We start from the raw sequence: 11,689 nt of genomic DNA on the forward strand, positions 1-11,689 counted from the left end.
ATGGTGGTGCGCTGGTGGGTTGCCGCGGGTACGGCGAGGGCCCCGTCGGGATCGACGGGGCCCGGTCTGTGGGGTACGGGGCGGAGGGCCGGCCCGTACGGTGTGCCGCGTGACGGCGCGGGTCCGCACGCGTCCGTTCGCCGGGCGCCGGATCGGGTCCGGGCGCCGGCTCGGGTCCGTGTCCGGTCAGGTCCGGACGGAGAGCTGGATCACGCAGAGGTAGCGGTTCGCGGCCGTGTAGACGTAGTCCGGCAGCCAGCGCGGACCGTCCGCCTCCGCGACGTCGGTGATGACCGACGTGCCGAAGGCGGTGCCGGCGCTCTGGAGCAGCACCGCGCGGGCCGCGTTGGCGAGCACGTGCGCGGCCGTCTTGTCGGGGCCGTAGACCTCCAGCTCGATCATCGGCCGGTCGACGTGCAGGTCGTCGATCCAGGCGCCGCCGCGGCGGGAGACGATCACGGCCCGCTGGGTGCCGTCGAAACCGGCCGGCGGCGTCTCGTCGACGACCGCGCCCGCCAGCTCCGGCCGGTCGGAGAGGAGGTCCACGACGATGGCCTCCACGTCGGGGAAGGTGCTCGGGGCTGAGCTCATGACGGGGCATCACTCCTGTTCGTACGGGGCTGACGGGTCCGGGCGGCGCCCGCGGTGCGCTCGACGTGCCGGAGCAGGCCGGATCGGGCCGGGGAGCCCGCGGTCCGAGCACGCGGGGCCTTGCGGGAGCCGCCCGGACACGGAGGCGGGGAGCCGGTCCCGGGAGGGATGCGGGCACAGCTCCGCCGCTGCACCTATTGTGAACGAGATCGCGCGAGCGCGCAACTAGTTCGTGCGAGACCGATCGCGACATGCGCATAGGGAGTGGTGACACATGGCCACGGCGCGTTACTCTCGATGATTCGAACACACATTCGATAGGTGCGGTGAGTCGATGGCAGCGCGTTGTGCGGACTGGGAACGGCGGGTGCGTGTGGTCGGGGGTGCCGACGACGCTCGTGAACGGTTGACCGAAGTGGTCGCGGCCGCGGTCGAGGTCGCGGCGGAGGCGGGGGAGGACGGTACGTACACCGGGGACATGGCCCGGACCCTCTCCGCCGTGGTCGCCAAGGTCGGCGCGCGGATCGCGGTCGAGGCGGAGATCAGCGGCTTCTCCAGCGGCTGGCGGGAGGCGGTCGCCCAGGTCGGGCAGCCCCGTTCCGAACGGGCCTGCGCGCACGTGACGCCCATGCGACCGGAGGAGGACGGAGGGCCATGACGTCGGAGCCACACCCCGTGCGGAAGAGGCGGCCGCCCCTCGGGGCGACCGCCTCTTCCTCGTTCTCCGGTGTCCGGCAGCCTCGTTCCGGCGCCCGGTCGTCCCGTGTTCCGCGTCCCGCCGTCCTCAGACCGCCGAACCCGCCGCCGGCCTGCGGCGGGTGGCGCGCTCCGCGGCGAACACGTCCTCCAGCCGGAACAGTTGGGCCCGGCCCCGCCGGCCGGCCGGCACCAGGTGGCCGAGCTGGACCCACTTGCGGATCGTGGCGGGCACCACGCCGGCCTCCGAGGCCGCGAGGGCGCCGTTGATCAGGGTGTCGGCGGCGATGGTCATCGGCGTGCTCCTTCGGTCGAACGGGCGGACGCGGTGCGGTCGTCGGCGGACTCGTCCATCGACACGCCGATCTCGGCGCGGTCCGTCCCGGCGGCGTCCGCCAGGGCCTCCCAGTCGCCCTCGTGCCACACGTGCCGGTAGGCCGGGTCCGTGCGGCAGTCGCACTCCCCGCCGGCGCAGCGGCAGGCCGGGTTCACGCACAGCACCGCCCGGCGGGCCGGGAAGGCGCGCAGGGAGACCGAATCGCACCAGGGGCAGCGGCCGTTCACCCGCACCATCGTCTCGGAGTCGCCCAGGACGCGGGCGCTGCGCCGGGCCATGCGCCGGGCCTCGTCCCGTACGTGCGCGGCGAGCTCCGGGTGGGCGGCGACCCGGGGGAGGAGCCCCGCGATCCGTACCAGCCGCTGGGGCACGCGCGCGTGGCGCGGACGGCCGAGCCCCAGCTTGTCGTGGACGGCCTCGTCCAGCTCGACGACGCCGTCGGTGATGTCGCGGACGGCGTCGGAGACGTGGAGCCGCAGCGGGGCGGCCGAGTAGCCGGGGACGGGAGTGCCGTGCCGCTGCTGGGCGAGCAGCGAGTCCCGGCGCTCCTCGCGGATGCGCTCGGCGTCACCGGGGGAGGGCGCGCGCCGCTCGCCCGCGGCGGACGCGGACGGACGGCCCGGCGCGAGCTCGGTCAGCAGCTCGGGGAACTGCTTGAGGAGGGCTTCGATCCAGAGGGCCGCGTCCCGGACGGCCTTCTCGGGGGAGACGACCGGCCCGGACGTGGCGGGGACGGACGCGGACGAGGATGCGGATGCGTGTGAGGACGAGGACGAGGGCGTGGCCGGCGTGGACAAGATGGCCTCCAGGCATGGCGGGTGGGGCGGGCGGGGCAGACGTGCGAGGTGTGGGAGGTGTGGCGAGGACGCGGCGGGGTCGGCGGTGGGGCGCCGGGGCGTACGAAGCGGAACTCCGTACGGCCCGGACCGGCTCCGTACGAGGAGCCCCTACGTCAGATGCGGAACGGCACTGGCCTCCGGCGCGGTCACGGATACGCCCGGAACCGTTCGGCGCGCACACGCCGGGCATATGCGTCAAGAAGTACGCGCGCGGGCGCAACGAGAAGGGTGACGGTGTGCTCTCAGGCCGCGACGTACGGTCGCCGGGGGCCGGACCGGTCCTTCTCGCGCGCGACCGGTCGGCCGTTGCGCCAGAGCCGCCCGGCGCTCACCCCGTCGAAGAAGCTCTCCGCCGGCGCCACGGCCTCCTCGCACCGCTGTACGACCGGACACCGCTCGCAGGCCATCAATGCAGGCAGGGCCTCTTTCTTCCGCTTGCTGAACACCACGTGCGGGGGTAGCCCGGAGCACGCGGCGGCGGCGCGCCAGCCGAAGAACTCCATGATCTCCGGCAGGGGCGGGACTGGTGCGGACGGCATGACGACACTCCTGTCTGAGGCGGCGGCCGGACCGTTCGCACGCCCGGACCACAAGTTGCGAACACGCACGATGACATAGTGCGTGCTCGCTCGCAACTTATTGGGCGGGAGGAGTTTCCGAAATCCACACCGTGCGTGCGCAGGGGCACGTAATTCCGTGCGCGCAACCGCGTTAAGCTGGGCATCGCTTCGGAGGGAGGCGACCAGTTGTGACCGCCAGTGACCTGGAACAGTTCGCCGCCTGGATCGAGGAATTGATCCGCCGCCGCGGCTTCGACATCGACAGCCCCCGGGGCGGGGGCAAGTCCCGCCTCGCGGACGAGGCGGGCGTGCACCGCGCCGCCATCACCCGGCTGCTGCAACGGCAGAGCATGCCGGACCTGGAGACGACCCGCCGCCTCGCGCACGTCCTGGACGTGCCGGTGCGGGACATGCTCATCAAGTCCGGTCGGCTCACCGAGGACGACCTGCCCCTGCCGCAGACCTCGGGGGCGCCCCAGCCCGGTGCCGGGGGGCGCCGGCTGACCCTGGAGGAGGCCGCCGCCGGGCTCGGGGTGCCGGCGGAGCAGCGGGAGATGTTCATCAGGGTCGCGGGCCAGTTCCTGGACACGCTGCCGGTCCGCCGCGAGTCGCTCGCCAAGGACTGACCGCACGCCGTCCGGACGGCCTTCCGTACGGGGGCGTCCGGGCCGAGCACCGCTCTCGCGTCCCGGACGTCCGACCGGGCGCGCCCCTCCCCGTGTCCGGCGCCCTCCCCGCGTCCCGGCGACCGGGCCGGGCCCCTTTCTCGCCTCCCAGTAAACTGTCACGGTCTGCCCCCCACACAGGCCCGCGCCGGTCGTACGCCCCCCTGGAGCCGCACACGGCGGTCCGCGAGGGACGCGCGGGTTGCCGCAGTCTGCCTCCGTCGCACGGGCGGGATCGGCAGCGATGGGACGCGAGAGAGAAAACGCATGACGGAGGGCAAGGAGAGGTCCCTGCCCTCCGACGGCGGGGACGACGTGGCCGACGGCGTCGCCGGCGACGCCACCGGTGGCGACCCGGGCCCCGCGTCCCACGAGGAGCGCCCGCGGGACGAGGACGGTCCCGAGGTGCTCTCGGGGGACGTTCCGGGCCTCCTCTCCCTGCTCGGCGGACTGCTGGAGGACCACACCCCCGACGAGATCGCCGTCCTGCTCCGCGAGGAGATCGAACGCCGTGAGTTCGACGCCTACGCGAGCGGCTGGCGCGACGCCGCCGCCCGCTTCGAGCCTGCTCCGAAGGACGCGCGGCCGACGCGCGCCCGCCCGCTGCGTCTCGTGGAGCACGCGTCCGGGCAGGCGGCCGTCATCCCCTTCCCGCAGAAACGCCCGACGGCGGCGGACCAGGCGGCGAACGCCCCCGAAGAGGTGCTGGCGGTACCCGACGAGCCACCGGAGTCGCCGGAGCTGCCCGAGCCGCCAGAGCCGTCCGAGTCCCCGGAGCCCCCCGAACCCTCCAAGCCCTCCAAACCGAACAAACCCTCCAAACCTTCCAAGTCCCCCGAATCCCCGGAGCAGTCCGAACCCCCCGCCCGCCCCCCGCGCACCCCGCCCCCCTCCGGCTTCGTCCCCAAGAGCCGGAGGTCCAAGGTGCCCACGATCCCGAGCATCCCGAAGCTCGCCGGACCCCGCAGGCCCCCTCGCGGTCCGGCCGCCGGGCGGTCCTCCACGGCGTCCTCCTCCGCGTCCGACGACGGCGCCGTCTGAGGCGCCCGCGCCCGGACCGGGGAGCGGCGGCGTCGCGCGAGGTCGGCCGGGCCTTCCCCGCGCGGCATTTGTTTTGACCGGAGTCCGTGCGATAGGTACGCTCAGACCTTGTGCCTGGGGTGTGCCAGGGCTCGTGCGCGTGTCTACAGCCGCTGTACGAGTCCGGGACCGGCCACCGCGATCCGCGTCGTTCCCTTCGCTTCTGGCAGGGGTCCGCAGGATCCGACACACCCGACCGCGTGGGTCGGTGAATGTTCCAGGTTAGTTGTACCGACGGCACACAGAAACCGGAGAAGTAGTGCCTACGATCCAGCAGCTGGTCCGCAAGGGCCGGCAGGACAAGGTCGAGAAGAACAAGACGCCCGCACTCGAGGGTTCGCCCCAGCGTCGCGGCGTCTGCACGCGTGTGTTCACGACCACCCCGAAGAAGCCGAACTCGGCGCTCCGTAAGGTCGCGCGTGTGCGTCTGACCTCCGGCATCGAGGTCACGGCCTACATCCCGGGTGAGGGTCACAACCTGCAGGAGCACTCCATCGTGCTCGTGCGCGGTGGCCGTGTGAAGGACCTGCCGGGTGTTCGCTACAAGATCATCCGCGGTTCCCTCGACACGCAGGGCGTCAAGAACCGTAAGCAGGCTCGCAGCCGCTACGGCGCCAAGAAGGAGAAGTAAGAATGCCTCGTAAGGGCCCCGCCCCGAAGCGCCCGGTCATCATCGACCCGGTCTACAGCTCTCCTCTTGTCACCTCGCTGATCAACAAGATCCTGCTGGACGGCAAGCGTTCCACCGCCGAGCGCATCGTGTACGGCGCCATGGAGGGTCTTCGCGAGAAGACCGGCCAGGACCCGGTCATCACGCTGAAGCGCGCGCTGGAGAACGTCAAGCCGGCCCTCGAGGTCAAGTCCCGCCGTGTCGGTGGCGCCACCTACCAGGTGCCGATCGAGGTCAAGCCGGGCCGCGCGTCCACGCTCGCCCTCCGCTGGCTCGTCGGTTACTCCCGCGCCCGTCGCGAGAAGACCATGACCGAGCGCCTCATGAACGAGCTCCTCGACGCCTCGAACGGCCTCGGTGCTGCCGTCAAGAAGCGTGAGGACACGCACAAGATGGCCGAGTCCAACAAGGCCTTCGCGCACTACCGCTGGTAGTCGCAACCCACATCGAGACCGAGAGAAGACTGAGCCGATATGGCTACCACTTCGCTTGACCTTGCCAAGGTGCGCAACATCGGCATCATGGCTCACATCGACGCGGGCAAGACGACCACCACCGAGCGGATCCTGTTCTACACCGGTGTCTCGTACAAGATCGGTGAAGTCCACGACGGCGCTGCCACGATGGACTGGATGGAGCAGGAGCAGGAGCGCGGCATCACGATCACGTCCGCCGCGACGACCTGCCACTGGCCGCTCGAGAATGTCGATCACACGATCAACATCATCGACACGCCGGGCCACGTCGACTTCACCGTCGAGGTGGAGCGTTCGCTGCGCGTGCTCGACGGTGCTGTCACCGTGTTCGACGGTGTGGCCGGTGTCGAGCCCCAGTCCGAGACCGTCTGGCGTCAGGCGGACCGCTACGGCGTTCCGCGCATCTGCTTCGTCAACAAGCTCGACCGCACCGGCGCCGACTTCCTGCGCTGCGTCGACATGATCGTGGGCCGCCTCGGCGCCACCCCGATCGTCATGCAGCTCCCGATCGGTGCCGAGGCCGACTTCCAGGGCGTCGTCGACCTGGTCCGCATGAAGGCTCTCGTCTGGTCCGCCGAGGCCAGCAAGGGCGAGATGTACGACGTCGTCGACATCCCGGCCGAGCTGACCGAGCTGGCCGACGAGTACCGCGCCAAGCTGGTCGAGACCGTTGCGGAGAACGACGAGGAGCTCATGGAGCTCTTCCTCGAGGGCGTCGAGCCCACCGAGGAGCAGCTGTACGCGGCTGTCCGTCGTATCACCATCGCCTCCGGCAAGGGCGGCGAGACCACGGTCACCCCCGTGTTCTGTGGCACCGCGTTCAAGAACAAGGGCGTCCAGCCCCTGCTCGACGCGGTCGTCCGCTACCTCCCCTCGCCCCTGGACGTCGAGGCCATCGAGGGCCAGGACGTCAAGGACGCCGAGGTCGTCGTCCGGCGCAAGCCGTCCGACGAGGAGCCGCTGTCGGCCCTCGCGTTCAAGATCGCGAGCGACCCGCACCTCGGCAAGCTCACCTTCGTCCGGATCTACTCCGGTCGCCTGGAGGCCGGCACCGCGGTGCTGAACTCCGTCAAGGGCAAGAAGGAGCGCATCGGCAAGATCTACCGCATGCACGCGAACAAGCGTGAGGAGATCGACTCGGTGGGCGCCGGCGACATCGTCGCCGTCATGGGCCTCAAGCAGACCACCACCGGTGAGACGCTGTGCGACGAGAAGAACCCGGTCATCCTGGAGTCCATGGACTTCCCGGCGCCGGTCATCCAGGTCGCCATCGAGCCCAAGTCCAAGGGTGACCAGGAGAAGCTGGGTGTCGCCATCCAGCGTCTCGCGGAGGAGGACCCCTCCTTCCAGGTCCACTCGGACGAGGAGACCGGCCAGACCATCATCGGTGGTATGGGCGAGCTCCACCTCGACATCCTCGTCGACCGCATGCGTCGCGAGTTCAAGGTCGAGGCGAACGTCGGCAAGCCGCAGGTCGCGTACCGCGAGACGATCCGCAAGACCGTCGAGCGCGTGGACTACACCCACAAGAAGCAGACCGGTGGTACCGGTCAGTTCGCCAAGGTGCAGATCGCGATCGAGCCCATCGAGGGTGGCGACGCCTCCTACGAGTTCGTGAACAAGGTCACCGGTGGCCGCATCCCGAAGGAGTACATCCCTTCGGTCGACGCGGGTGCGCAGGAGGCCATGCAGTTCGGCATCCTGGCCGGCTACGAGATGACCGGCGTCCGCGTCATCCTTCTCGACGGTGGCTACCACGAGGTCGACTCCTCCGAGCTCGCGTTCAAGATCGCCGGTTCGCAGGCCTTCAAGGAGGCCGCGCGGAAGGCTTCGCCGGTCATCCTCGAGCCCATGATGTCCGTCGAGGTCACCACGCCCGAGGACTACATGGGTGAGGTCATCGGCGACATCAACTCCCGCCGTGGCCAGATCCAGGCCATGGAGGAGCGCAGCGGCGCTCGCGTCGTGAAGGGCCTCGTGCCCCTTTCGGAGATGTTCGGCTACGTCGGAGACCTCCGCAGCAAGACCTCGGGTCGCGCAAGCTACTCGATGCAGTTCGACTCCTACGCCGAGGTTCCGCGGAACGTCGCCGAGGAGATCATCGCGAAGGCCAAGGGCGAGTAACTCTTCCGAGTCCACGCTTTAGGCTTGACACCAGTCACCGGGGCCCGGCCCCCGAAACCCGAGGAATCGGGCCCCGGTTTACTGGCATCCCAGCAAAGATCACCTGGCGCCGATGAAGCAAGGCGTTCAGAACCACTCCAGGAGGACCCCAGTGGCGAAGGCGAAGTTCGAGCGGACTAAGCCGCACGTCAACATCGGCACCATCGGTCACATCGACCACGGTAAGACGACCCTCACGGCCGCCATTACCAAGGTGCTGCACGACGCGTACCCGGACCTGAACGAGGCCTCGGCCTTCGACCAGATCGACAAGGCTCCCGAGGAGCGCCAGCGCGGTATCACGATCTCGATCGCGCACGTCGAGTACCAGACGGAGTCGCGTCACTACGCGCACGTCGACTGCCCCGGTCACGCCGACTACATCAAGAACATGATCACGGGTGCGGCGCAGATGGACGGCGCCATCCTCGTGGTCGCCGCCACCGACGGCCCGATGCCGCAGACCAAGGAGCACGTGCTCCTGGCCCGCCAGGTCGGCGTTCCGTACATCGTCGTCGCCCTGAACAAGGCCGACATGGTGGACGACGAGGAGATCCTGGAGCTCGTCGAGCTCGAGGTGCGTGAGCTCCTCTCCGAGTACGAGTTCCCGGGCGACGACCTGCCGGTCGTCCGCGTCTCGGCGCTCAAGGCGCTCGAGGGCGACAAGGAGTGGGGCGAGAAGCTCCTCGGCCTCATGCACGCGGTGGACGAGTCCATCCCGCAGCCCGAGCGTGACGTCGACAAGCCGTTCCTGATGCCGATCGAGGACGTCTTCACGATCACCGGTCGTGGCACCGTCGTCACCGGTCGTATCGAGCGCGGCATCCTCAAGGTCAACGAGACCGTCGACATCATCGGCATCAAGACCGAGAAGACCACCACCACGGTCACCGGTATCGAGATGTTCCGCAAGCTGCTCGACGAGGGCCAGGCCGGTGAGAACGTCGGTCTGCTCCTCCGTGGCATCAAGCGTGAGGACGTCGAGCGCGGCCAGGTCATCATCAAGCCGGGTTCGGTCACGCCGCACACGAACTTCGAGGCCCAGGCCTACATCCTGTCGAAGGACGAGGGTGGCCGTCACACCCCGTTCTTCAACAACTACCGCCCGCAGTTCTACTTCCGTACCACGGACGTGACCGGCGTCGTGACCCTCCCCGAGGGCACCGAGATGGTCATGCCGGGCGACAACACCGCCATGAGCGTTGAGCTGATCCAGCCCATCGCCATGGAGGAGGGCCTGAAGTTCGCCATCCGTGAGGGTGGCCGGACCGTCGGCGCCGGCCAGGTCGTCAAGATCACCGCCTGATCTTGAACTGACCTGGTGACTCGCAGGAGTCGCCGAGCAGTAGGGGGAGGCCCCGCACCGGAGGGTGCGGGGCCTCCTCGCGTTCCCGGACCCGTCGGCTCCTCTACGGCTTCCAGCTCCACGGGCGCCCGTCCGGGCCGAACCCCACCACGGTCGCGCCCCGCGCCCCCAGGTGCAGCGCGGCCGGGGACGCCGCCGCCGGACCCGTCGTACGGGTGCGCGGCCGGCCGCCGGCCCGCACCACCGCCCGGCCGCGCGGGTCCGTGCCGAGCAGGACCGTGCCGAGCGCCGCCGACCGCGCGGCGACCACCTCCCCGTACCCGTCGAGACCGGCGTCGCCGGCCGGGCCGAGCAGCCGCGCGTCCGCCGGGGGCCGGTGGAACAGCACGCCGTCCGCGCTCGCCACCGTGGAGCCGGAGAGCGGCAGCCGCTCCGTCCGCTCCCGCCCGTCCACCCAGTGCCGTACGGCCTCCCGGCCCGCCGCGTACACGTGGACGCGGCCCGACGCGTCCACCGAGACGGCGAGGCCGTCCTGGACCTCGGCCTCCCCGGGGAGCGTCCGCCACGGGCCCCAGGAGCCGTCCGCCGCCCGGACCCGGGTCGAGACGCGCCTGTCCGCGTTCCGTACGAAGAGGTGGACCCGGCCGTCGGGGGCCGCGACCGCCACCGGGGAGCCCAGCCGGCGTCCCCGGTCGTCCCCGCGCTCCGGGTTCCCCAGGCCCCGCCAGGCGAGGAACGGGCCGCCTGGGGAACGCTGTTCGAGGAGCACCACCTCGCGCCGGTTGGCGCCGCCGTGCCCGTCGAGCGCGGCGAACCGCACCCCGAGGAGCAGCACCCGCCCGTCGGGCAGGACCGCGGAGCCGAGCGCCGGGGCGAGCGGGCCGCCGCCGAGGTCCTCCGGCTCGCCCCAGACGCCGCTGCCGGGCGCCGACTCGCGCCGGCGGACCGCGCGCAGGCCCAGGACCCCGTACGCCGCGAGCAGGCCGTCCGGCTCCTCGGCGAGGGCCGGGCGGGCGCCGGGCCAGCGGTGGTGGGTGGAGCGGACCCAGCCCTTGCGGTTGGTCAGCGGGCGGTCGCCGCCGACGCCGTAGTCGCCGCAGCCCGAGGGGTTCCCGCACTGCCAGGAGGGGTCGCCGCCGTACGGGACGAGCCGGGCGGCCTTCTCCGCCAGGACCTCCGGCGGGAGGTTCTTGGGCCAGTGCCGGTTGTAGTAGCCGCGGAAGGCCGTCGTGGTGAACGCCGGTATCGGCTCGCCGTCCCGCACCGCGTCCGCGACCCGGCGGCACAGCGCCGCCCAGGTGAAGCAGGCGACCGCCGTGTGGTCCCCGTGGTCCGAGTGGCCGGGCTGCTCGGAGTCCCGCCGCCGGGTGGCCTCGTCGCTGTGCTGCACGTCCGGGTCGGGGTCCAGGGTGTGCACCACCGTGGGCCGGTGGTGGGCGAGCAGCCCGGCGAGGACGTCGACGAGGCCGTCGTAGTCGTAGGTCTCGGTCCGGGTCACGGGGGAGCCGGCCGACAGATGGGTGTGCAGCTCCAGGGCGCGGTCCTCCCAGAGCGCGGGCAGGGCCGTGTACCGGCGGGGGGTGTGCATCGGCAGGTCGAGGAAGACCAGCTCGACCCGGCGCCCGCCGTGCGCGAGGACGTCGACCTCGGCCCGCCGGCCGCCGGCGAGCGTCCGCGTCCCCCGCCGCCACGGCGTGAACATCGGCAGGCCGAGCGCCGCCGCGTACGACTGGCGCAGGCCCTGGCGGCGGGCCGCGGAGTAGGCGGCCCGGTCCGGGGGAGCGTCGGGCATGCCCGCGATCCGGTTCCGGCCGGTGTGCTCGCCGGCCGTCACGTACACCGAGACGAGCGGGACGCCCGCGTCGAACAGCCGCTGCGCGTCCGGGTTCATGAAGTACAGGTCGTCGTCCGGGTGCGCGGCGAACTGCATGAGGAGCGCCCGGCGGGCCCGTGCCGAGGCGATCGGCTTCCCCGGCGCCGGATCGGCGGTCGGCGCGCTCCGGCGCGGCTCCGGTACGGAGCACCCGGCGGCGGCCGCGGTGACGGCGAGGGCGGTGGCGAGCACCGCCCGGCGGCGGGGACGGGTGTGCTGCACTGCGGGGCCCTTCGCTCTGCGGTCTCCCGGACGACGGAGACGGTCGCCTGGAAGACGTACGCGCGTACGAAGAGGTTGTGCGCACGCGAAGACGTGTGCGAAAGCGTCGGCGAAGGCGTCTGCGAAGGCTTTTGCGAAGAGGCGCACGGAGGCGTGTGCGGAGGCGTGTACGAGGGGTCCGTACGGGCGCGGCGGCGCCGGCGGGCGTCTC

The 11,689-nt window shown here is 71.4% G+C and carries 12 protein-coding genes; 7 read left to right on the top strand and 5 right to left on the bottom strand.

Annotated features, from left to right (window positions below):
• Positions 1 to 186: 186 nt before the first annotated feature.
• Complete coding sequence (locus ACFY7E_RS01845; RefSeq protein WP_383440659.1) at positions 187 to 591, bottom strand: hypothetical protein; 405 nt, start codon at positions 589 to 591, stop codon at positions 187 to 189.
• A 334-nt stretch (positions 592 to 925) separates the two neighbouring features.
• On the opposite strand from ACFY7E_RS01845, the gene ACFY7E_RS01850 reads away from it, so the two are divergent.
• A complete protein-coding gene (locus ACFY7E_RS01850) occupies positions 926 to 1,249 on the top strand; it encodes a hypothetical protein (RefSeq protein WP_389479650.1) in 324 nt (107 codons plus the stop codon).
• Between the two features lie 126 nt (positions 1,250 to 1,375).
• Here ACFY7E_RS01850 and ACFY7E_RS01855 read toward each other — a convergent pair whose 3' ends face one another.
• The 3 genes from ACFY7E_RS01855 to ACFY7E_RS01865 form a co-directional block, all read right to left on the bottom strand.
• On the bottom strand, positions 1,376 to 1,582 hold the full coding sequence (locus ACFY7E_RS01855; RefSeq protein WP_383440662.1) for a hypothetical protein: 207 nt from the start codon (positions 1,580 to 1,582) through the stop codon (positions 1,376 to 1,378).
• Positions 1,579 to 2,421 carry a hypothetical protein gene (locus tag ACFY7E_RS01860; protein WP_389479652.1) on the bottom strand — a complete coding sequence of 281 codons (843 nt, stop codon included), beginning with the start codon at positions 2,419 to 2,421 and terminating at the stop codon, positions 1,579 to 1,581. The genes ACFY7E_RS01855 and ACFY7E_RS01860 overlap by 4 nt, the downstream gene beginning before the upstream one ends.
• Before the next feature lie 284 nt (positions 2,422 to 2,705).
• A complete protein-coding gene (locus ACFY7E_RS01865) occupies positions 2,706 to 3,002 on the bottom strand; it encodes a WhiB family transcriptional regulator (RefSeq protein WP_389479654.1) in 297 nt (98 codons plus the stop codon).
• Between the two features lie 209 nt (positions 3,003 to 3,211).
• Here ACFY7E_RS01865 and ACFY7E_RS01870 point away from each other — a divergent pair, with 209 nt between their 5' ends.
• The 6 genes from ACFY7E_RS01870 to tuf all read left to right on the top strand — a co-directional run bounded on the left by ACFY7E_RS01870 (position 3,212) and on the right by tuf (position 9,383).
• A complete protein-coding gene (locus ACFY7E_RS01870) occupies positions 3,212 to 3,649 on the top strand; it encodes a helix-turn-helix domain-containing protein (RefSeq protein ID WP_389479656.1) in 438 nt (145 codons plus the stop codon).
• A gap of 306 nt (positions 3,650 to 3,955) precedes the next feature.
• Positions 3,956 to 4,729 (top strand): hypothetical protein, encoded by a 774-nt coding sequence (locus ACFY7E_RS01875; protein WP_389479658.1) that lies wholly within the window; start codon positions 3,956 to 3,958, stop codon positions 4,727 to 4,729.
• A gap of 298 nt (positions 4,730 to 5,027) precedes the next feature.
• Positions 5,028 to 5,399, top strand: coding sequence for a 30S ribosomal protein S12 (gene rpsL / locus ACFY7E_RS01880; protein ID WP_003948652.1), 372 nt, complete (start codon positions 5,028 to 5,030; stop codon positions 5,397 to 5,399).
• Positions 5,400 to 5,401: 2 nt separating this feature from the next.
• The gene (gene rpsG / locus ACFY7E_RS01885) at positions 5,402 to 5,872 is read left to right on the top strand and encodes a 30S ribosomal protein S7 (RefSeq protein ID WP_015035567.1); all 471 of its coding nucleotides are present in this window, start codon (positions 5,402 to 5,404) and stop codon (positions 5,870 to 5,872) included.
• 39 nt (positions 5,873 to 5,911) lie between these two features.
• Entirely contained in the window at positions 5,912 to 8,038 is a 2,127-nt protein-coding gene (gene fusA, locus ACFY7E_RS01890; RefSeq protein WP_383440674.1) for an elongation factor G, read from the top strand.
• 151 nt (positions 8,039 to 8,189) lie between these two features.
• Positions 8,190 to 9,383: an elongation factor Tu gene (gene tuf / locus ACFY7E_RS01895; protein WP_026058274.1), complete on the top strand. Its 1,194-nt coding sequence runs from the start codon at positions 8,190 to 8,192 to the stop codon at positions 9,381 to 9,383.
• Positions 9,384 to 9,486: 103 nt separating this feature from the next.
• Here tuf and ACFY7E_RS01900 read toward each other — a convergent pair whose 3' ends face one another.
• A complete protein-coding gene (locus ACFY7E_RS01900; protein WP_389479662.1) occupies positions 9,487 to 11,478 on the bottom strand; it encodes a PIG-L family deacetylase in 1,992 nt (663 codons plus the stop codon).
• Between the last annotated feature and the right edge of the window lie 211 nt (positions 11,479 to 11,689).

The organism is Streptomyces sp. NPDC012825, assembly GCF_042900925.1.
Lineage (GTDB): Bacteria > Actinomycetota > Actinomycetes > Streptomycetales > Streptomycetaceae > Streptomyces.